Annotated in this window: 22 protein-coding genes; 18 read left to right on the top strand and 4 right to left on the bottom strand. The window is 67.9% G+C overall.

Features of this window, described 5'->3' with window-relative positions; translation table 11 throughout:
• The first annotated feature begins 256 nt into the window (after window positions 1-256).
• The 10 genes from TSO5_RS10530 (at window position 257) to TSO5_RS10485 (ending at window position 7974) form a co-directional block, all read left to right on the top strand.
• Complete coding sequence (locus TSO5_RS10530) at window positions 257-748, top strand: DUF2946 family protein (protein WP_109151526.1); 492 nt, start codon at window positions 257-259, stop codon at window positions 746-748.
• A 62-nt stretch (window positions 749-810) separates the two neighbouring features.
• The gene (locus tag TSO5_RS10525; protein WP_109151525.1) at window positions 811-1347 is read left to right on the top strand and encodes a DUF1775 domain-containing protein; all 537 of its coding nucleotides are present in this window, start codon (window positions 811-813) and stop codon (window positions 1345-1347) included.
• Window positions 1348-1376: 29 nt separating this feature from the next.
• Window positions 1377-2042, top strand: a complete 666-nt coding sequence (locus TSO5_RS10520) for a MotA/TolQ/ExbB proton channel family protein (RefSeq protein WP_109151524.1) — start codon at window positions 1377-1379, stop codon at window positions 2040-2042.
• A 5-nt stretch (window positions 2043-2047) separates the two neighbouring features.
• Entirely contained in the window at window positions 2048-2491 is a 444-nt protein-coding gene (tolR, locus tag TSO5_RS10515) for a protein TolR (protein WP_199230847.1), read from the top strand.
• Between the two features lie 2 nt (window positions 2492-2493).
• Complete coding sequence (locus TSO5_RS10510; protein ID WP_109151522.1) at window positions 2494-3336, top strand: TonB family protein; 843 nt, start codon at window positions 2494-2496, stop codon at window positions 3334-3336.
• A gap of 10 nt (window positions 3337-3346) precedes the next feature.
• Window positions 3347-3748, top strand: coding sequence for a DUF2946 family protein (locus tag TSO5_RS10505; protein ID WP_109151521.1), 402 nt, complete (start codon window positions 3347-3349; stop codon window positions 3746-3748).
• A 49-nt stretch (window positions 3749-3797) separates the two neighbouring features.
• Complete coding sequence (locus tag TSO5_RS10500; protein ID WP_199230846.1) at window positions 3798-5894, top strand: TonB-dependent receptor; 2097 nt, start codon at window positions 3798-3800, stop codon at window positions 5892-5894.
• A gap of 373 nt (window positions 5895-6267) precedes the next feature.
• Entirely contained in the window at window positions 6268-6687 is a 420-nt protein-coding gene (locus TSO5_RS10495; protein ID WP_109151520.1) for an organic hydroperoxide resistance protein, read from the top strand.
• A gap of 141 nt (window positions 6688-6828) precedes the next feature.
• The gene (locus TSO5_RS10490; RefSeq protein WP_109151519.1) at window positions 6829-7284 is read left to right on the top strand and encodes a MarR family transcriptional regulator; all 456 of its coding nucleotides are present in this window, start codon (window positions 6829-6831) and stop codon (window positions 7282-7284) included.
• A gap of 87 nt (window positions 7285-7371) precedes the next feature.
• The gene (locus tag TSO5_RS10485; protein WP_109151518.1) at window positions 7372-7974 is read left to right on the top strand and encodes a GNAT family N-acetyltransferase; all 603 of its coding nucleotides are present in this window, start codon (window positions 7372-7374) and stop codon (window positions 7972-7974) included.
• Here TSO5_RS10485 and TSO5_RS10480 read toward each other — a convergent pair.
• Both TSO5_RS10480 and serA read right to left on the bottom strand, forming a co-directional pair.
• Entirely contained in the window at window positions 7965-8945 is a 981-nt protein-coding gene (locus tag TSO5_RS10480) for an alpha/beta hydrolase (RefSeq protein ID WP_109151553.1), read from the bottom strand. The two genes, TSO5_RS10485 and TSO5_RS10480, sit on opposite strands and share 10 nt — an antisense overlap.
• A gap of 121 nt (window positions 8946-9066) precedes the next feature.
• Window positions 9067-10320 (bottom strand): phosphoglycerate dehydrogenase, encoded by a 1254-nt coding sequence (gene serA, locus TSO5_RS10475; protein WP_199230849.1) that lies wholly within the window; start codon window positions 10318-10320, stop codon window positions 9067-9069.
• A gap of 216 nt (window positions 10321-10536) precedes the next feature.
• On the opposite strand from serA, the gene arsC reads away from it, so the two are divergent.
• The 3 genes from arsC to TSO5_RS10460 all read left to right on the top strand — a co-directional run bounded on the left by arsC (window position 10537) and on the right by TSO5_RS10460 (window position 12649).
• Window positions 10537-10878: an arsenate reductase (glutaredoxin) gene (gene arsC, locus TSO5_RS10470; protein WP_109151517.1), complete on the top strand. Its 342-nt coding sequence runs from the start codon at window positions 10537-10539 to the stop codon at window positions 10876-10878.
• A 34-nt stretch (window positions 10879-10912) separates the two neighbouring features.
• Complete coding sequence (gene prmB / locus TSO5_RS10465; protein ID WP_247870689.1) at window positions 10913-11857, top strand: 50S ribosomal protein L3 N(5)-glutamine methyltransferase; 945 nt, start codon at window positions 10913-10915, stop codon at window positions 11855-11857.
• Between the two features lie 69 nt (window positions 11858-11926).
• A complete protein-coding gene (locus tag TSO5_RS10460; RefSeq protein WP_109151516.1) occupies window positions 11927-12649 on the top strand; it encodes a hypothetical protein in 723 nt (240 codons plus the stop codon).
• Between the two features lie 6 nt (window positions 12650-12655).
• Here the strand turns inward: TSO5_RS10460 and TSO5_RS10455 are convergent, their stop codons facing one another.
• On the bottom strand, window positions 12656-13000 hold the full coding sequence (locus tag TSO5_RS10455) for a restriction endonuclease (protein ID WP_109151515.1): 345 nt from the start codon (window positions 12998-13000) through the stop codon (window positions 12656-12658).
• A gap of 86 nt (window positions 13001-13086) precedes the next feature.
• Between TSO5_RS10455 and TSO5_RS10450 the strand changes: the two genes are divergently transcribed.
• Window positions 13087-13314 (top strand): hypothetical protein, encoded by a 228-nt coding sequence (locus tag TSO5_RS10450; protein WP_146203721.1) that lies wholly within the window; start codon window positions 13087-13089, stop codon window positions 13312-13314.
• 60 nt (window positions 13315-13374) lie between these two features.
• On the opposite strand, the gene carA is transcribed toward TSO5_RS10450, so the two are convergent.
• Window positions 13375-14547: a glutamine-hydrolyzing carbamoyl-phosphate synthase small subunit gene (gene carA / locus TSO5_RS10445; protein WP_109151513.1), complete on the bottom strand. Its 1173-nt coding sequence runs from the start codon at window positions 14545-14547 to the stop codon at window positions 13375-13377.
• A 377-nt stretch (window positions 14548-14924) separates the two neighbouring features.
• Between carA and TSO5_RS10440 the strand changes: the two genes are divergently transcribed.
• The 4 genes from TSO5_RS10440 to rpoD all read left to right on the top strand — a co-directional run bounded on the left by TSO5_RS10440 (window position 14925) and on the right by rpoD (window position 20325).
• Entirely contained in the window at window positions 14925-15389 is a 465-nt protein-coding gene (locus TSO5_RS10440) for a GatB/YqeY domain-containing protein (RefSeq protein WP_109151512.1), read from the top strand.
• A gap of 95 nt (window positions 15390-15484) precedes the next feature.
• Entirely contained in the window at window positions 15485-16081 is a 597-nt protein-coding gene (locus TSO5_RS10435) for a Uma2 family endonuclease (protein WP_109151511.1), read from the top strand.
• Window positions 16082-16194: 113 nt separating this feature from the next.
• Complete coding sequence (gene dnaG / locus TSO5_RS10430) at window positions 16195-18108, top strand: DNA primase (protein WP_109151510.1); 1914 nt, start codon at window positions 16195-16197, stop codon at window positions 18106-18108.
• 198 nt (window positions 18109-18306) lie between these two features.
• Entirely contained in the window at window positions 18307-20325 is a 2019-nt protein-coding gene (rpoD, locus tag TSO5_RS10425; RefSeq protein ID WP_109151509.1) for an RNA polymerase sigma factor RpoD, read from the top strand.
• Window positions 20326-20450 lie beyond the last annotated feature (125 nt).

Below are 20450 nucleotides of genomic sequence, written 5' to 3'. Positions count from 1 at the left end.
TGCTTCGGACTGTCCGGCGACGAGCCATGCGAGGTCAGCCAGCTGTTGCGGAAGGCCGGAACCAACGTTCACGCGCGGCATCGTCCAGTCAAGCCGTTCGACAAGGGTGAGACGATTTAGCCATGCTCCCCGGGATAATGGCTGCGGGGCGGGTTTCTACGTCGGATTGATCCTCGCTTGATCTCGGACAAGTCCGGAGGCAACCGATCCTGATACCTCTGCCCGCACAACAGCCAATGCCGAGCCGTCGCGTCGAATGTCCCGCCGCCTCCCTCCAGCCTCTTGCCGACGAACCGCTCTTTGCGGTTGCTGGGGGCTTGGCGGTCGGCAGCGGGTTCTGGCGTGGCTGGCGATCCTTGCCATCCTGGTGCAGACCATCGTTCCGGATTTCGCCATGGCGGCCCGGGCCGCCGGCTACCGGATCGGAAACCCGGTCGAGGCCGCGGCGGCACATGACTGCCACCAGGAAAGCGGCGAGCCGGAGCCTGGCGCCGGGTCCGGGATGCAGATGCCGACGGGGGCGGCGCACAGCCCGCAGGCTCCTACCGGCGGCGACGATCACGGAACTGTTTGTCCGTTCTGTCTGGCGCTCGGCACCCACGGCCTGATTACGGAACCGGGCGGCGAGCTTCCGGTCCCCACCGATCATTACGCGGTCGCGCAGCCGCAGGAGGCCGGCGTCCGTCCGCGCCTGCTCTTCCTGACGTGCCTCCATCCACGGGCGCCGCCGGACACCGCACAGGTCTGATCGCCGTCAACTGGGTGCGCTGCGCGTGCGCCCACCCGATCTCCTGTCCGGAAACTCTCATCATGAACCGTATTCAAGCCCTGGCGCTGGGCGCCGGGTTCCTGTGCCTTGCCGCAACGGCCGGCACCGCGTCCGCGCATGTCACCCTGGAAACCCGCGAGGCCCCGGCCGGCAGCTATTACAAGGCCGTCGTCAAGGTGCCGCACGGCTGCGGCGGCGCCGCCACCACCGCCGTCCGCATCCGGCTGCCGGCCGGCGTCGTCGCCGCCAAGCCGATGCCGAAGCCCGGCTGGACGCTGACCGCCAAGGACGGCGAATACGCCCAGCCCTATCAGTCGCACGGCCGCACCATCACCCATGGCGTCACCGAGATCGCCTGGACCGGCGGTTCGCTGCCCGACGCCTGGTATGACGAGTTCGTCTTCCAGGCCGTGCTGCCCAAGCAGCCCGCAGGCACGGTGCTGTATTTCCCGGTGGTGCAGGAATGCGGTTCCGGCGTGGCCCGCTGGATCGAGATTCCGGAGCCCGGCAAGACGCCGGCCGACCTCCCCGAACCGGCCCCCGGCCTGACCCTGACCGCCCCGACATCCGGTCACTGACCGCTGCGGCGCATCTATGGGAGGGGTTCATGCCAGACCATGATTTCTCGATCGTGGGCCTGTTCCTTGCCGCCGATCCGGTGGTGAAGGGCGTGATGATCCTGCTGCTCGCCGCGTCGATGGCGTGCTGGGCGATCATTCTGGAAAAATCCATGGCGCTCGCCCGCGCCAAGGCACAGGCCCGCGCCTTCGAGGCGGCGGTCGCCGGCGGAGGCGGTCTCGACACCGTCTTCTCCGGGCTGCCCGCCGCCATCGCCGCCGCCGGGCGGCACGAGTGGCACGATTTCGATCCGGGCGAGAGCCGGGCCGAGCAGCGCGAGCGGCTGGAGCGTGCCATGCGTACCGCCATGTCCGAGGAACTGCGCCGTCTCGACGGCCATCTGCCGGTGCTCGCCACCGTCGGCTCCTCCGCTCCCTTCATCGGGCTGTTCGGGACGGTGTGGGGCATCATGCGCAGCTTCGTCGCGATCGCCGGGGCGAACGACACCAGCCTTGCCGTGGTGGCGCCGGGCATCGCCGAGGCATTGTTCGCCACCGCCATCGGTCTGGTCGCCGCCATCCCGGCGGTGGTCGCCTACAACGCGCTGACCAGCGGCCTCGGCCGGCTGTCGCAGCGGCTGTCGGTCGCCATCGGCCGCCTTGCCGGACAGGCAGTGCGCAGCCGCAGCCTGCCCCACCGCGTGGCGGCCGAGTGATGGGGATGACACCTGCGGAGAACCGGACGGGGGACGAGTTCTCCTACCGTCCGGTCGCCGAGATCAACGTCACGCCCTTCATCGACGTGATGCTGGTCCTGCTGGTCATCTTCATGGTGGCCGCACCCCTGATGACGGCCGGCGTGCCGGTGCAGTTGCCGAAGACCGCCGCCCAGAAACTCAGCCAGCCGCGCGATCCCGTCCAGGTCAGCATCGACGAGGACGGCCGCGTCTTCCTGGGCCAGGAGGAGATGGCGCCGGCCGATCTGCCGGCGCGGCTGGCGGCCCTGGCGCGGGAGGCCCCCGACACGGTCGTCTATGTGCGGGGGGACCGCGCGCTGAGCTATGGCCGGGTCATGGAGGTCATGGGGCAGGTCAGCCAGGCCGGCTTTGCCCGGGTGTCGCTGATGGCGGAGGGTTTGGCCCCTGCCGCGAAGAAGGCGCCCTGACCATGCGCCCCCCGACCATGCGCCGGGCAGGACGCCATTGGGCGCGGGCCCTCTCGATCGCCCTGCATGTCGGGGCGCTGGCCCTTCTGGCTGCGCGCTATGATCCCGTGCCGCCAGCTCCGGCCGCGGTTCTGGTCGAACTCGACCTCCGGCAGCCCGATCCAGAGCCTCCGGCGGAAGTGACGCCCCCGGCTGATCCATCGCCGCCGGAGCCGGCCGCCGAACAGCAGGCCGAGCAGCAGGCGCCGGCGGACCCCTTGCCCGAGCAACCGCCCCCGCTGTTGCCGGACCCGGTCCCCCAACCGGTCGCCGTCGCCGACCCCACGCCCATCGAGGAGGTTCCGCCTCCGCCGGCGGCAGCCCCGGACATGGCGGCGATCCCGCTTCCGGCTGTCAAACCCCGCCCGCCGGAAACGGTCAAGCGCCCGGCAACTCGCCCGGATCCGCGACCGGTTGCGTCTGCCGCGTCGAAGGTCGCCGACCGTCCTCCGGTGGCCCAACCTCAACCCCAATCTCAATCCGCGCCGTCGCAACCGGCGCCGGCCCGCGTCGCAGGGCCGCCGCCCGATTATCTGGCGCGGCTCCAGGCCCGGCTTGCCCGTTACAAGACCTATCCGCGTGCGGCCCAGCTCGCCCGCGAAGAGGGCACCGTCCTGCTGCGCTTCGTCGTGGCCCGCGATGGTGCCGTGCTGTCCTGGCGCATCGAGCGTGGTTCGGGCTTCGACAGCCTCGACCGACAGGTGGAGGTGATGATCGAGCGGGCGGCTCCCTTGCCGCCGATGCCGGACGACCTTCCCGGCGACCGGCTCGATGTCGTGCTGCCCGTGCAGTTCGCGTTGCGGTGACGGACCAGTCATGACCCCGGTGCCGCGCCCGCTCCGCCTTGTCGCCCTCCTCGCCGCCCTGGCGCTGCTTCTGCTGCAGTGTTGGGCGCCGAGGCAGGCCGTGGCGATGCTGGTGGCCGAAGCGGCCGCGGCCGTCGCGGAACAGTCGCTGTGCCAGCACGACGAAGCGCCGGATTATAACGGCTCGGCGAAGCCGGATGCGGGCCATGGGCACCGCCTGTGCCCCGATTGTCTGACCTGCTGCGCCGTCCCCGCAGCCATTCCCCCCGACGGTGGCGTGCTTCCGTTGCCGCACCGGCACGGCTTGGTGCAGCGCCGCCGCATCGGATCTCCGCCGCGTCGCCGGTCTTCCATCCACCGCCCCAACGCCCGTGCGCCTCCGGGATCGTCGCATCGCCGATACAGCCGCTGAACGACGAGACCGGCCGGCCCGTGACGCCGGCCCGCAAGGGAGAGCTTTTGTGACCCGTTTCCAAACCATCGGACGCGGTGCCGCCGCGTTGGCCGCACTTCTTCTGACGACCACCGTGCTGACCCCGGTTCCGGCCGCGGCGCAAACGGCAGCCCCGGTGACCCTCGACACCCTCACCATCAACGCGCAAGGCGCCGGCTCCCCGACCGCCCCGTCCGCCGAGCAGGCGCGCGACGACCTGAACCGCACGGCCGGCTCCGTCGGCTTCATCGATGCCGAGGCCTATAAGGGCCAGCATGCCAAGGATCTGCGCGACGTCCTCAAGGACACGCCCGGCGTCTTCGTCGAAAGCCGCTATGGCCAGGAGGTCCGCCTGTCGATGCGCGGCTCCGGCCTTGCCCGCGGCTACCATCTGCGGGGGATCGAGCTGCTGCAGGACGGCATTCCGGTCAACCTCGCCGACGGCAGCGGCGACTTCTACCAGATCGACCCGCTGGCCCTGCGCTATGCCGAGGTCTTTCGCGGCGGGAACGGGCTCGCCTATGGCTCTTCGACCCTCGGCGGCGCCATCAACTTCGTGACGCCGACCGCCCGCACCGCCGTCGCGCCCAACGTCCTGCGGGTGGAGGGGGGCAGCTACGGCGCGGCCACCGCCAGCGGTCAGGTTTCGCGCGTGGTCGGCGACGCCGACTATCTGATCAGCGGCACCGTCGCCCATTCCGACGGCTATCGCGACCATTCGGAAGGGCAAGGCGAACTGCTGAATGCCAATGTCGGCTACCGCTTCAACCCGAATGTCGAGACCCGCTTCTACGCCGGCGCCTATGTCGTCGACCAGAAGCTGCCCGGTGCGCTGAGCTTGGGCGATGCCTTGAACCGGCCGCGCTCCGCCGCGGCGGCGGCACTGTCGGGCGACCAGTCGCGCATGACCTGGACCGAACGGCTGGCCAACCGCACCACCATCCATCTCGACGGCGGACAGTTGGACATCGACAGCTGGGGGATTCACAAGAAGCTGTTCCATCCGATCTTCCAGGTCATTGACCAGGATGGTTGGACCTACGGCGTCGGCACCCGCTACACGACCTCCTTCACCGTGGGCGGGCTGCGCGACGAGCTGACCGTCGGCTTGCGGGCCTATGCCGGCACCAACAAGGCGCTGCAGTTCGTCAATGTGAAGGGCAGCCGCGGCGCCCAGACCGCCGACACCCGCCAGGAAGCCCGGAACTACGAGGGTTACCTCGAAAACCGGCTCTATGTCATGCCCACCCTGGCGGTGATGACCGGGGCCAAGATGCTGCGCAACGAGCGCAGCTTCACCGACCATTGGAACCCGCGGCGCAACTCCGACCGGACCTATGACGGGTTCAACCCCAAGCTCGGCCTGTTGTGGGAGCCGCTGCCGGACGTGCAGGTCTTTGCCGACGTCACCCGCAGCATGGACGTGCCGGACTTCAGCGACCTCACCCAGACCCAGGCGAACGGCAATCCCGCCTTCGTGCCGCTGCAGGCGCAACGCGCCTGGACGGCGGAAGTGGGGACGCGCGGGCAGAAGGGGCGTTTCTCCTGGGACGCCACGCTGTACCGCTCCCAGGTGAAGGGGGAGATGCTGCAGTTCACCACCAATCCCAGCATTCCGGCCGCCACCTTCAATGCCGACCGCACCGTGCACCAGGGCCTGGAGCTGGGCATCAAGGTCGAGGTCGCCAGCGACATCACCGGCCCCACGGCCGGCGACAAGCTCATCGTCGGACAGGTGTGGAACCACAACGACTTCCACTTCCGCAATGACCGGCAATACGGCAACAACAGCATCGCCGGCGTGCCGAAGAACGTCCTGCGGACGTCCCTGTCCTACACGCGGCCGGACGGCTTCTACGTGACGCCGACCGTGGACTGGGTGCCGCAGGGCGCCTGGGCCGATCAGGCGAACACGCTGCGGGCGCCGGGCTACACGCTGTTGGGTGTCCAGACCGGAATGGAGGTGAAGGACGGGGTCCTGCTGTTCGTCGACGCGCGCAACCTGACGGACAAGCGCTACGTCAGCGACATCGGCACCATCACGGACGCCCGACGCGCCGGCACCCAGATCTTCTATCCGGGTGAGGGGCGTACCGTCTACGCCGGCCTCCGCGCCGCCTTCTGAGCGGGAGCGCGCGTCCACGGTCCACCGGGTCAAAGCGTCGCTGCCGCTGAACCGCGCCGTCCCCCGCTCGACCAGCGGGGGCAGCCGGTCGCGCGCTTCGATCCGGTGCTCCCGCTACGGCGGGGCCGGATTGTCGGGTAGGGCCTCCGGCGGTGGGCGAGGGCCAGCCCGTCGATGGGCCTGCGGAACTGTTTCAGTGAGGTGGGGCTCGAAAGACGGGCCATGCGTCGGATGCATTGCGCACAATTCAATTACGCACGACCAAATACGTTGCGCGCAATCGAATTGTGCGCGATATTTGGTTCCACGAGATCGACGGGCGCCGGTCAAGGCCGCCGCCCCGGAAACCAAACTCACTGAAGGAGCACGCACCATGAAGACCCTCTATTCGACCAAGGTGACCGCGACCGGTGGCCGTGACGGCAAGGCCGTCAGCGAGGATGGACTGCTGTCGGTCGCGCTGGCCGCGCCGAAGGAACTGGGTGGCCAGGGCGGCGCCACCAACCCGGAACAGCTGTTTGCCGCCGGCTATTCGGCCTGCTTCATCGGCGCCATCAAGTTCGTCGGCAATCGTGACAAGATCGCCGTTCCGGTCGATCTGACGGTGAACGCCACGGTCGGCATCGGCGCCCGCGACGATGGCGAGGGCTTCGGCCTGACGGTCGATTTCGTGGTCTCGCTGCCGGGCATGGACAAGGCCGCGGCCGAGGATCTGCTGGCCCGCGCCCACAAGGTCTGCCCCTACAGCCACGCCACCAAGGGCAACATTCCGGTTACCACGACCGTTGCCTAAGGACCGGGCCTGAGGGCATCGCCTGAGGCGAGAAGCCTTCGGCATTGCGCCGCCGGGCTGTTGCGCGCGATTGTGCAGGATGCACGATCGACCGACGCGCGGCATCCCGGCGGCGCGCCGCATTTGCAAGGTTCACCCATCATGGCAGCCGACAAGGACGACCCGCTTCTGCTTTCCAACCAGGCGTGCTTCGCGCTCTATTCGGCCAATCTGGCGATGAGCCGCGTCTATCGCCCGATGCTGGAGCAGCTTGGCCTGACCTATCCGCAGTATCTCATCATGCTGCTGCTGTGGGAACAGGACGGACAGTCGATGAAGCTGCTGGGCGAGCGGCTGGGGCTGGACAGCGGCACGCTGACCCCGCTGCTGAAGCGGATGGAAGGGCAGGGGCTTCTCACCCGCGCCCGCGATCCGCAGGACGAACGGCTGGTCCGCATCGGCCTGACCGCCGAGGGCGCGGCTCTGCGCGGCAAGGCCGAATGCCTGCCGACGCGGATCGCCGCCGCCGCCGGCAGTTCGGCCGGGGAACTGATGTCGCTCCGCGATGCGCTGCTGCGGCTGCGCGACGACCTGAACCGCGCCGCCGATCAGGGCTGAGCGAGCCGGTTCGCACGAAAGGGGCTGGAAATCGGCGGCGGGAGGGCCTCTTCTATTCGGCCGCTCTCCTGATCGAAGGTTCCCGCCGTGAGCCCTGCATTGACTGACGACCGTCTCCGCATCCGCCCGGCCGATGCCGACGACGCCCCGGAGTTGGCGCGGCTGATCGACATTGCCGGGGGCGGGGTCTATGAATTTCTGCTCGACGGGCTGATGCCGGGAATGACCGCGGCGGAGATGCTGGTGCCGGGACTGGCTGGGCGCAGCGGGTCGCTGTCGCACCGGCAGAGCGGAGTCGCGGAACTGGACGGGCAGGTGGTCGGCGTCGCCCACGGCTATCCCACCGACTGGATCCGGACGGAGGATTACAGCGGCCTGCCGCCCGACCGCGTCGCCCATATGGCCGAATTTTCCCAAACGCTGGATTGGGGCAGCTATTTCCTGTCGGCGCTGGCGGTCGATCCGGACCTGCGGCGGCAGGGCATCGCCGGGCGGCTGCTCGGCTGGTTCTACGAGCGGGCGCGGACCGGCGGCTTCGACCGCGTCACCCTGCATGTCTGGGCCGACAACGAGCCGGCCCGCCGTCTCTACGCAGGCGAGGGATTCGAGGAGATCGGCCGCGCCGACATCCCCTGGCATCCCCGCCTGCCGCACCAGGGCGGCAGCATCCTGATGCGGCGCTACCTGTGAGCGCAGACCCGCGGCATCGCCTTTTCGGCTGACAGCTCGTCGATCCGGCGCACCACCAGCTCCGGGTCGGCGTAATGCACCATGTGGCCGGAGTCCGGCACCCAATGAATGGTGCTGTCGGGCAGGACATGGTGAAGCCGGCCGCTCTGTTCCTCCTGCGAGACGACCCGGTCATGGTGCCCGGCGAAGATCGCCACCGGGACCGTCACCCCGGCATAGCGGTGCTGCAGCCGCTCGGCGGCGGGCACCATGGTGACGCCGTCCTGGGCGTTGGCGCGCAACTGGCCCGGCCGGATCGTCAGGGCGGCGGGGAAGCTCTCCGTCAGGTGGTCCGGCACCGGCCGCGGTGAGAACAGCGTCTTCAGTAGGCCCGGCATCATTGCCTTGGAGACGGGCGGCGACAGGGTGTGGCGCAGCAGGCCGCCCAGCACCGGCATCGCCAATGGCGCCACCAGAACCGTGTCGACCCGCGTCGTCGGGAAATAATAGCCGGCCAACAGCACCAAACCCTTCACCGTCCGCGGATGGTCCAGCGCCAGCGCCAGGGCGACGAGGGTGGCGTAGGAATGGCCGACCACCACGGCGTTCTCGATGTTCAGGGCGGCGAAGGCCTGGGCTAGCAGGTCGGCCTGATCCTCCGGTGTCCAGTCGCGGTCATGGGGGCGATCGCTGTGGCCCATGCCTGGGCGGTCGAAGGCGATCACCCGGTGAGTCCGCGCCAGCCGCTGGAACAGGCCGCTCGCCAGCGAATCGCCGAGGGCGGAGACGTTGCCGTGCAGCAGCACGACCGGCGGACCTTCGCCGGCCTCCATGTAATGCAGGCGGACGCCGTCGACGGTCAGGAAACGGCCTTCCGGCGGATAGCGGCGCTCGGCCGCGCGTGCCGCCAGGGTGTTGGCGACGGCCAGCCCGCCCAGCGCCAGCGCGGTGAGGCCCAGGGTCTTGAGCATGGTGGAGTGGCGGTCGGTCATGGCGGTCGTCCTCTCAAGGCTGGTGCTGCGGCGCAGCATCATGAGGGGACAACCGGGCGGCATGGGGAAGGGTTCCCGGGGGGAGGCAGTCGCCCCGCCCCGGAACCCTTCTCCTATCCGATCAGCGCTGAGACGGGAACAGGAAGCGCGCCTTCAGGGTGCCTTCGATGGCGCGCAGGTCGTTGACGACCTCCAGCTCGTCGACATCGCCGTTGACGTCGACCACCACATAGCCCAGCTCCGGATCGGTCTGGAGATACTGGGCGGCGATGTTCAGGTCGCGGCCGGAGAACACCTCGTTCACCTTGCGCAGGATGCCCGGACGATTCTCGTGGACGTGCAGGAAGCGGGTGCAGCCGGCCTGCACCGGCAGCGCCACCTGCGGGAAGTTGACCGCGCCGACGGTGGAGCCGTTGTCCGAATACTCGAGCAGCTTCTGCGCCACCTCGGTGCCGATGTTGGCCTGGGCCTCCATCGTCGAGCCGCCGATGTGCGGGGTCAGGATGGCGGTCTTGATGCCGCGCAGCGCGCTCTGGAACTCATCCTTGTCCGAACCGGGTTCGACCGGGAAGACGTCGATGGCGGCGCCCAGGACGTGGCCGGAGCTCATCGCGGCGGCCAACGCCTCGATGTCCACCACCTGCCCGCGGGCGGCGTTGATCAGGTGGCTGCCCTTCTTCATGGCGGCCAGTTCACGCTCGCCGATCATGTTGCGGGTCTGCGGGGTGTCCGGCACATGCAGGGTCACCACGTCGGACACCGACAGCAGTTCCTCCAGCGAGTCGCAGGCCCGTGCATTGCCGAGAGCCAGCTTGCGCACGACGTCGTAGAAGCGGACCTGCATGCCCATGGCTTCCGCCAGGATCGACACCTGGGTGCCGATGTGGCCGTAGCCGACGATGCCCAGCGTCTTGCCGCGGATCTCGTAAGAGTCCTTGGCCGACTTCATCCAGCCGCCGCCATGGACCAGCTGCGACTTCTCGAAGATGCCGCGCATCAGCATGATGATCTCGCCGATCACCAGCTCCGCCACCGACCGGGTGTTGGAATAGGGGGCGTTGAACACCGGCACGCCCTGGCGGCGCGCAGCCTTCAGGTCGACCTGATTGGTGCCGATGCAGAAGCAGCCGACGGTGATCAGCTTGTTCGCCGCCTCCAGCACCTTGGCGGTCAGCTGGGTGCGCGAGCGGATGCCCAGGATGTGGACCGAACCGATGCGCTCCAGCAGTTCGGACTCGTCCAGCGCGCGCGGCAGCCGCTCGACGGAGGCATAGCCGCCGCGGGCCAGTTCGTCGATGGCGTTGTCGTGGACACCTTCCAGAAGGAGGATGTTGATCTTGTCCTTGGAGAGCGAGAGCTTGGTCACGGCCGGCATCCGTATCTGGGCATCGGATCTGTTCCGCATGGCCCGCCCACCGGGATAAGGGCGCGCACGGGCCTTCGGAAAAGCGAGCGCGCAAAGTAATACCAAAGCCATCCCTTGTCACCTGAGGGATGTTGCGCCGCGGCGTCCGTTTCCGCATGCCGGATTGGCGCGGCACGCGGGTTGGGTGTATCAGTCTGACCGCTCTTCAAACTTGGAAAGTCGGTCATGAGCGACGTGACGATCTATCACAACCCGCGCTGCAGCAAATCGCGCGAGACGCTGGAGCTTCTGCGGTCCCGCGGTGTCGAGCCGACGGTGATCGAGTATCTGAAGACCCCGCCCGGCCCGGCGGAGCTGTCGGCCATCCTCGCCAAGCTGGGCAAGGGGCCGCGCGACATCACCCGCGCCAAGGAAGCGGCGGAGGCCGGCATCGCCAAGGACCTCGACGACGAGGCGCTGATCGCCGCCCTGTCCGCCAATCCGGCCGCCATCGAACGCCCGATCGTGGTGAAGGGCGACCGCGCCCGCGTCGGCCGTCCGCCGGAGTCGGTGCTGGACATCCTCTGATCCCCTTCCCGTTCCTGACCGGAGCCAGCGCCCCATGACCAGCAAGCTGACCAGCAAGCACACCGCCGCCGCAGCCGCCGCCGAGCTGTCGACCATCCGCGATTTCCTGCGCTACGGCGTCAGCCGATTCAACGAGGCCGATCTGGATTACGGCCACGGCACCACCACGGCCTTCGACGAGGCGGTGTTCCTGGTGCTGGAGACGCTGCACCTGCCGGTCGACCAGCTCGACCCCTATCTGGACTCCCGGCTGACCGCGGCGGAGCGCGAGGCGGTGGCCGGCATTCTCCATGCCCGCATCGACACCCGCAAGCCGGCGCCCTACCTGCTGAACAAGGCCTATATCCAGGGCATCCCCTTCTATGTGGACGAGCGGGTGATCGTTCCGCGCTCCTACATCGGCGAGCTGCTGTTCTCCGACCTGTTCGGCGGCGACGATTTCACGCTGGTGGAGGATCCGACCTCGGTGGAGCGGGTGCTGGACCTGTGCACCGGCTCCGGCTGCCTCGCCATCCTGGCCGCCCGCATCTTCCCCGAGGCCCAGGTGGATGCCGTCGACCTGTCGCCCGACGCGCTGGAGGTGGCGAAGCGCAATGTCGCCGACAGCGGCTTCGAGGACCGCATCACCCTGCATCAGGGCGATCTGTTCGCCCCGCTGAAGACGCGCAAGTACGACGTCATCATCACCAACCCGCCTTATGTCGACGCCGAATCGATGGACGCCCTGCCGCCGGAGTTCCGCGCCGAGCCGGAAATGGCTCTGGCCGGCGGCGACGACGGGCTGGACATCGTCCGCCGCATCCTGAAGGAAGCGCCCAAGCACCTGACCCCCGAAGGCGGCCTGCTGTGCGAGTTCGGCACCGGCCGCGAGATTCTGGAGGCGGAGTATCCGCACCTGGATTTCCTGTGGCTGCAGACCGCCAACAGCTTCGGCGAGGTGTTCTGGCTGACGCGGGAGCAGCTGAAGGCTGGGAAGTAAGGGGTGCGGGGTGATCTCCACCCTTCCATGTCTCTTGTCGGCGAACGGTTTCCCGGTAACAGTGCTGGGATGACCGTTCGCCTCCTGTTCCTTTCCCTTTTGGGGCTCTTCCTTGCGGCGATGCCGGCCGCGGCGCAGTCCAATGGCTGCGGCGGCTTTCCGCCGACCAAGCTGACGCTCGACACCGTGCTGGCGCCGATCAAGCGCGACGACAGCCTGTCGATCGCCCAGCTGACCCGGCTTCCGGGGCGGACGCCGGGGCCGGCGAGCACCACCGACAGCCATGTGCTGGGGCTGACCCAGGCGCGTTACGGCGAGCAGTCGCAGGTGCAGGCGCTGTTCAAGTCGATGGGCGACGGCACCCATTGCGCGTCGGCCAGCGCGCTGACCATCAGCTTCGGCTTCCAGCAGCGCATCGTCCATGTCGCCGGCGAGATCCCGGCCAATTCCTGCCTGCATGGCGAGGTTCTGGCCCATGAGATGCGCCATGTCGCGGTGGACGAGGCGCTGCTGAACGAGATGATGCCGCAGATCCGCAGCCGCCTGGAGCAGGTGATCGACGGGATGGCGCCGGTGCGCTCGCGCAGCCAGACCCAGGCGATGGCGGCGATCCGTCGTCCGCTCGAATCGGCGATGCGGCGGATCATGCAGGAGTTCGGCCGCGAGCGCGACCGCCGGCAGGCCAAGGTCGATACGGTCGAGGAGTATGAGCGGGTCAGCCGCGTCTGCAACGGTGAGGCCCGTGAGTATCTGCCGAAGCCGGCTGCGCGGCGGGCGATGCAGCGGGGCTGAGGGCGGTCAGCGCTTGCGCCGCCGCCGGTCGGTGGCATGACCGTCGATGAACTCCGGCGGCTTGCGGCGAACCCAGCGGATGAAGGCGGCGATGTCGGGATGGCCGCGCAGCGCATCGATCTCGTGATAGTGGTCGCGCAGCTGCTGTTCGGTCAGCACCGCGTGAATCTTCGCATGGCAGATGCGGTGCATCGTCACCGTTTCCCGGCCGCCATAGGTGCGCGGAATCAGGTGGTGCTCGTTCAGGCTGGCGCCCGGCACCATCGGCCGGCCGCAGAGCGGGCAGGCGGGGCCGTCGGGCTGGGCAGCCGGTGCAGATTTGTGGGAAAACGGATAATCCGGAAGACGCATATCTGTTGGAACCGCTGATCGCTGCCCATGTTGGCAATCTAGGAGAGGCCATAATCGATATGGTCCGCAACCTCCAGGAGGCCACTGTGAACGAATCCAAATCACAGCCTCGTGACCAGACGCATGGCGGCGACAAGCCGACCGCTACCCAGACCGCCGCCGGCCAGACAGCCGATTGCACCCAGTACGGCCAGGCCGCCGGATCACCCGGCGGGCGTGGCGGCACCAGCTGCTACGGCGGCATCCAGCGGGTCCAGCCGCGTACGGCGACCGCCACGACGCTGGCCCCTGACAAGGACCGTTACGCCAAATAGAAAAAGGGGGAGCCGCGCGAACGGCTCCCCCTTTTTTCATGACCTGCTGCCTATCGAGCGTCAGGCCGCCTTCTTCTCGGCGATCAACTGGACGAAGCGGTCGAACAGATAGTGGCTGTCCTGCGGGCCGGGCGAGGCTTCCGGGTGGTACTGCACCGAGAAGACCGGCTTGCCCTTCAGGCGGATGCCCTCGTTGGTGCCGTCGAACAGGCTGACATGGGTGACCTCGGCGTCGGCCGGCAGGGTCTCCGGAACGACGACGAAGCCGTGGTTCTGGCTGGTGATCTCCACCCGGCCGGAGGCGAGGTCCTTGACCGGATGGTTGGCGCCACGGTGGCCCAGCGCCATCTTGGTGGTCTTGGCGCCCAGCGCCAGCGACAGCATCTGGTGGCCGAGGCAGATACCGAACATCGGCACGCCGGTGTCGAGCAGGCCCTTGATGGTCGGCACGGCATATTCGCCGGTGGCGGCGGGGTCGCCGGGGCCGTTGGACAGGAAGACGCCGTCCGGCTGGTGGCGCATCACGTCCTCGACCGTGGCGGTCGACGGCACCACCGTCACCTTGCAGCCGGCGGCGGCGAGGCAGCGCAGGATGTTGCGCTTGGCGCCGTAATCGATGGCGACGACATGGTACTGCGGCTTGTCCTGGGTGGCATAGCCGCCGCCGATGGTCCAGCCGGCCTCGGTCCAGTCGTAGGTCTGGCGGCAGGACACGTCCTTGGCGAGGTCCATGCCCTCCAGACCCGGCCAGCCCTTGGCCTTGGCGATCAGCGCCTCGATGTCGAACTTGCCGTCCGGCGAATGGGCGACGACGCCGTTGGGCGCGCCCAGGTCGCGGATGCGGCGGGTCAGGCGGCGGGTGTCGACGCCAGCCAGACCGATGAGGCCGTAGCTCTTCAGCCAGTCGTCCAGGTGGCGGGTGGCGCGCCAGTTCGACGGGTCGGTGATGTCGGCGCGCAGGATTAGGCCGCGGGCGGCCGGCGTGACCGTCTCGATGTCTTCGGCGTTGGCGCCGGTGTTGCCGATGTGCGGGAAGGTGAAGGTGATGATCTGGCCGGCGTAGCTGGGATCGGTCAGGATCTCCTGATAGCCGGTCATGGAGGTGTTGAAGCACACCTCGCCCACCGAATCCCCCGTGGCGCCGATGCCTCGGCCGCGGAACACCGTGCCGTCGGCCAGGACCAGGACGCCGGTGTGAACCGCATTGTCGGAGGGGGGAGTGGCGAGAGTCATTCCTGTAAACCTTCCCAAAAACCGCGGCCGGCGACGGATCGGGTGATCGGCGGAACGGCGACGGCCTAGCGTCCCGCCGGGCGCGCACACGTAGCCGCTCGCAACCCACCTCCGCCGGAATGGGCAGTGACGTGGGATCGAGTGGGCTGATCGGATGGGCCGGACATCCTATATGACGATTGGCGGCCGGATTTCCAGCAATAGCTTTGCAAGGCGGCCCTGATCCGCGGACAAAGTCGGAAGGTTCCGGGGCGCCCATTCGCCGGATGGGGCTTTTGCCATGGAAATCGGCGGCCATTTTCGGAATAGTCGGCTGTCCGGCCGGAGCCTTTCGATCCCGGCCCGCTCCCGGCCCGACGAACCAAGGAAGACAGGACATGACGCTGCGCACGCAGTTCAACGACAGCCTCAAGGATGCGATGCGCGCGAAGGACCAGCGCGCGGTGTCCACCATCCGCATGATCCTCGCCGGCCTGAAGGACCGCGACATCGCCGCCCGCACCCGCGGCGTGACCGACGGCATCGACGAGGCGGAGATCCTGTCGATGCTGCAGACCCTGGTGAAGCAGCGCAACGAATCGGCGGGGCTGTACGATCAGGGCGGCCGTCCGGAACTGGCGCAGCAGGAGCGCGAGGAGATCGCGGTCATCGAACGCTTCCTGCCCAAGCAGATGAGCGAGGACGAGTCCGCCGCCGCCATCGACGCCATCGTTGCCGAGCTAGGCGCGTCCAGCATCAAGGACATGGGCAAGGTGATGGCCGAGCTGAAGGCCCGCCATGCCGGCCAGATGGACTTCGCCAAGGCCGGCGGTCTGGTGAAGGCGCGGCTGTCCGGGAAATAAGGGCGGGCAAGTAAGGCGCGCTGGCCGCCGCGGGGCGACTCAGGCTAGGCTGAGGTCTGATTCCCCGCGCGGCGGACGGGCAGGAGGACGGTGGAATGGTCGCGGTCCGCAAATCCAGCTTTTCAGGCATGACCGTCGCGGAGTTCCTGGACTGGAACGGCGACGGCACCGACACGCGCTATGAGCTGGTGAACGGCGAACCGCGCGCCATGGCGCCGGCGAGCATCACCCATGGCATTCTGCAGAGCACCGTCGCCCGCCTGATCGGCAACCATCTGGCCGACCGCGCGCCCGGCTGCCATGTCGTGACCGCGCCGGGTGTGCAACCCCGCGTCCGATCCAGCCACAACATGCGCATTCCCGACCTGGGCGTGACCTGCGCCCCGGATGAACGGGGCCTGCGCACGCTGCCCGACCCGGTCCTGCTGATCGAGATCCTCTCGCCCAGCAACGAGGCCGAGACGTGGGAGAATGTCTGGACCTACACCACGTTGCCGTCGGTCCGCGAGATCCTGGTGCTGTGGACGGCCGGTGTCGGTGCGGAGCTTCTGCGCCGGCAGGCGGATGGCAGCTGGCCGGAAAGTCCGCAGGTGATCGTCGGGGACGAGGTGCTGACTCTGGACAGCATCGGCTATCAGGCCCCGTTGCGCGCGCTCTATGCCGGGACGCATCTCGTCAGGCAGCCGGACTGACGCTTTGCCCCTGCGCCATCTGCACCCTTGGGGCCGGCGGTGCTGGTTCCCATACTATGCCTCTGCTATAGCCTAGCGCCCTTTGCCCATCCCACCCCGGTGACCGTTCGACCATGGCTTTCCCGCCCCAATTCCTGGAAGAACTGCGCACCCGGCTGAATTTGTCGGAGGTGGTCTCCAAGCGGTTGCGGCTGATCCGCGCCGGCCGCGAGTACAAGGCTCCCTGTCCCTTCCACAATGAGAAGTCGCCGTCCTTCTACGTCAACGACCAGAAGGGCTTCTTCCATTGCTTCGGCTGCGGCGCCCATGGTGACATCATCGGTTTCGTCATGCGCCACGACAATCTCGGCTTTCCCGAGGCGGTCGAGCATTTGGCCGGCGAGGCCGGCTTGCCGGTGCCGCGCCCGACCGAGGAGGACCGGCAGCGTTACGAGCGGCGCAAGACCCTGCACGACCTCGTCGAGCAGGCGGCGCGCTGGTTCGAGCAGCAGTTGCACACGCCCGCCGGGCGGCCGGGGCTGGACTATTTCATGCGGCGCGGGCTGGACGGCGAGACCATCGCCCGCTTCCGGCTGGGCTACGCGCCCGGCGATTCGAATGCGTTGCGCACCTATCTGGGCAAACAGGGCTTTTCCGACGAGGACATGGTCAATGCCGGGCTGCTGAAGCGGCCGGACGACGGCCGGGCGCCCTACAGCTTCTTTCGCAACCGCGTGATGTTTCCGGTGACCGACCGGCGCGGGCAGGTGGTCGCCTTTGGTGGGCGCATCCTGGAAGGCGATGGGCCGAAATACGTCAACACCGCCGACACCCCGCTCTTCCACAAGGGCACGCTGCTCTACGGCCTGTCGCGGGCGCGGCAGGCGGCGGCGGACGGCAAGCCGGTGATCGTCGCCGAAGGCTATATGGATGTGATCGCGCTGGTCCGTGCCGGCTTCGAGGGCGCCGTGGCACCGCTGGGCACCGCGCTGACCGAGACGCAGGTGCAGGAGCTGTGGAAGCTGATCCCGGCGGCGGAGAAGGTGCCCTTCCTGTGTTTCGACGGCGACAATGCCGGCCGGCGCGCGGCATGGCGGGCGGTGGAGCGCATCCTGCCGCACCTCGCCCCCGGCCAGTCGGCCCGCGTCGCCTTCCTGCCGGAGGGCGAGGACCCCGACAGCCTGATCCGCGCCAGTGGCGCCAAGGCGATGGGGGCGGTGCTGGAGGCTGCAATCCCGCTCTCCGACGCCCTGTGGCGGATGGAGAGCGAAGGGCGGCCGACCGACACGCCGGAGGCCAAGGCCGCGGTGAAGGCGGCGCTGGAGGCCCGCGTCGCCACCATCGCCGACCGCGACGTCCAGAGCTTCTACCGCACCGAGATGCGCCGCCGCGTCGACGAGGCCTTCGCCCCGGTGCGCCAGGGCTACAATCGCGGCCCCTGGGTGCCGGGGCAGGGGCGGGGGAGCCGCTTCGGCGAGGCGCCGCGCCGCCATGTGCCGGGCACGCCGGGCCGCCTGACCTCCAAGCCGTTGGGGGAGGGGCGCGGTCGCGCCTCCCGCCTTGCCTCGATGCGGGAGCGGATCTTGCTGGCGACGCTCATCAATCATCCGGAATTGTTCGGCGAACTAGCCGAGCCGCTGGGGCTGTTGCCGTTCGGTGACCCGGAGCTGGAAAAACTGCGCTGGGCGGTCATGGAATGCCTTTCCGACGACCGCAATCACGACTCGACACTTGACGCCGCTGCGCTTTGTCGCCACTTGTCATCCGCCGGCCATGAGACCATGGTCGGTGCTTTGCTAGGCGAGTCGACCTATGTCCATGCCGGCTTCGCCCGTCCTGATGCCTCTACGGAGGATGCCAGGAAGGGATGGTGGCCTGCGTGGCGGCATCTGCATCACGAGCGGGTGCTCGACGATCTTAGGGAAGCGAAGGCGGCTCTGACCCGTGACAACAGCGAGGCCAACTTCGCGAGGGTCGTGGCTCTTCAGCAGGAGGTCATAAGGTCCGGTCTGGGTTTTGCGGACGACAGTGACTTTGACGATGTCTGACGGTTGATGACTCAAATCGTCGCCAATCGGGCATCGGTTGACGGGACACAGGGCAACAGGACGGGGCCGCATGACAGTTTCTGTGATGGCGGGTTCTGGGTAGATACATGGTTGGGGGTGGGGCGGACGGGCCGGGCAACCGGGACCGGACGCTCCTTTCGTCTTTATTCACTGGGGTAATGCGGGGGCACCGATCGCATGGCCACGAAAGCTGCGAACAGCGTGGAAGTTTCCGAAACGCGGGAGGAATCCGCAGACGGTCCTCTGATGGACGGCATGGGTTTGGCCGTCAAGAAGATGATCGCCCGCGGCAAGGAGCGCGGGTATGTCACCTATGACGAGCTGAACGCAGCGCTGCCGCAGGATTCGTCCTCGTCCGAGCAGATCGAAGACACGATGGCGATGCTGTCCGAAATGGGCATCAACATCGTCGAATCGGAAGAGCAGGATTCGGAGAACAGCGGCGAGGGGGCAGGCGAGGGCGAAGGCCGTTCGTCGGGCAATCTCGACGACGACGACATCGGCCGCACCGACGACCCCGTGCGCATGTATCTGCGCGAGATGGGTTCGGTGGAACTGCTGTCGCGCGAAGGCGAAATCGCCATCGCCAAGCGGATCGAGGCCGGCCGCGAGATGATGATCGGCGCGATCTGCGAATCGCCCCTGACCATCCGCGCCATCCTGGAGTGGCATGATTCCCTGATGGAAGGGAAGATGCTGCTGCGCGACATCATTGATCTGGACGCCACCTATGGCGGCGGCCCGGACGGTGAGGAGATTCCGGAGGGGTTGGCCGAGGTGGTCGAAGCCGGCGGCGCCCCCGGTGCCGCCGCTGCCCCGGCCCCCGCCGCCGAAACGCCGGCGGCCGAGGAGGACGGCGACGAGCCGCGTCCGCCGCGCGCCGAAGGCGAGGGCGAAGAGGGCGATGAAGGCGACGAGGGCGAGAACAGCCTGTCGCTGTCCGCGATGGAAGCCGCGCTGAAGCCGCAGGTCATCGAGACCTTCGAGAACATCAAGGCGACCTACGACAAGCTGCACAAGCTGCACGAGGCCCGCATGGGCGCGATGCAGCGCGGCGAGGACGTCGCCAAGCAGACGGACAAGAAGTACGATAAGCTGAAGCTCGAAATGGTCGAGCTGATGAACACCGTCCGCCTGAACAACCAGCGCATCGAACAGCTGGTCGAGCAGCTCTATGGCCTGAACCGCAAGCTGACCGGCTTCGAAGGCCGCCTGCTGCGCATGGCGACCGAGTGCCGGGTGAAGCGTGAGGACTTCCTGAACCAGTATTTCGGCCACGAGCTGGACCCGAACTGGCTGGAGCGCATCCGTGGCCTGAACCCCAAGACCTGGGGCAAGTTCGCGGAGAAGTACGACGGCGACATCCGCAAGACGCGCGAGGCGATCTCCAACGTCGCCGAGGAAGCGCGCCTGCCGATCAACGAGTTCCGCCGCATCGTCTCCACCGTCCAGAAGGGCGAGAAGGAAGCGAGCCGCGCCAAGAAGGAGATGGTCGAGGCCAACCTGCGTCTCGTCATCTCCATCGCCAAGAAGTACACGAACCGCGGCCTGCAGTTCCTGGACCTGATCCAGGAGGGCAACATCGGCCTGATGAAGGCGGTGGACAAGTTCGAGTACCGGCGCGGCTACAAGTTCTCGACCTATGCCACTTGGTGGATTCGACAGGCCATCACCCGCTCCATCGCGGACCAGGCGCGGACCATCCGCATCCCGGTCCACATGATCGAGACGATCAACAAGCTGGTCCGTACCAGCCGCCAGATGCTGCACGAGATCGGCCGCGAGCCGACCCCGGAAGAGCTGGCCGAGCGTCTGATGATGCCGCTGGAGAAGGTCCGTAAGGTCCTGAAGATCGCCAAGGAGCCGATCTCCCTCGAAACGCCGATCGGCGACGAGGAGGATTCGCATCTCGGCGATTTCATCGAGGACAAGAACGCGGTCCTGCCGCTGGACGCCGCCATCCAGGCGAACCTGCGCGAGACGACGACCCGTGTCCTGGCCTCGCTGACGCCGCGCGAGGAGCGTGTGCTGCGCATGCGCTTCGGCATCGGCATGAACACCGACCACACGCTGGAAGAGGTCGGCCAGCAGTTCAACGTGACCCGCGAGCGTATCCGCCAGATCGAGGCGAAGGCGCTGCGCAAGCTGAAGCACCCGTCGCGGTCGCGCAAGCTGCGCAGCTTCCTGGATACCTGATTGGAAGCGTTCCGGTATGAGACGAAGCGGGGGCCGATCGGCCCCCGTTTTCGTTTTTGGACTTCCGTGTCGGACCGATGAACGAGGGGTTGCATTTCCCCAAAGCTTTGTCGCAAAGTGCGCCC

It is taken from the genome of Azospirillum sp. TSO5 (genome assembly GCF_003116065.1).
Classification (GTDB): domain Bacteria; phylum Pseudomonadota; class Alphaproteobacteria; order Azospirillales; family Azospirillaceae; genus Azospirillum.
Note: the sequence above shows the minus strand (reverse complement) of the source record. Positions and strands in the feature narration are given on the sequence as shown.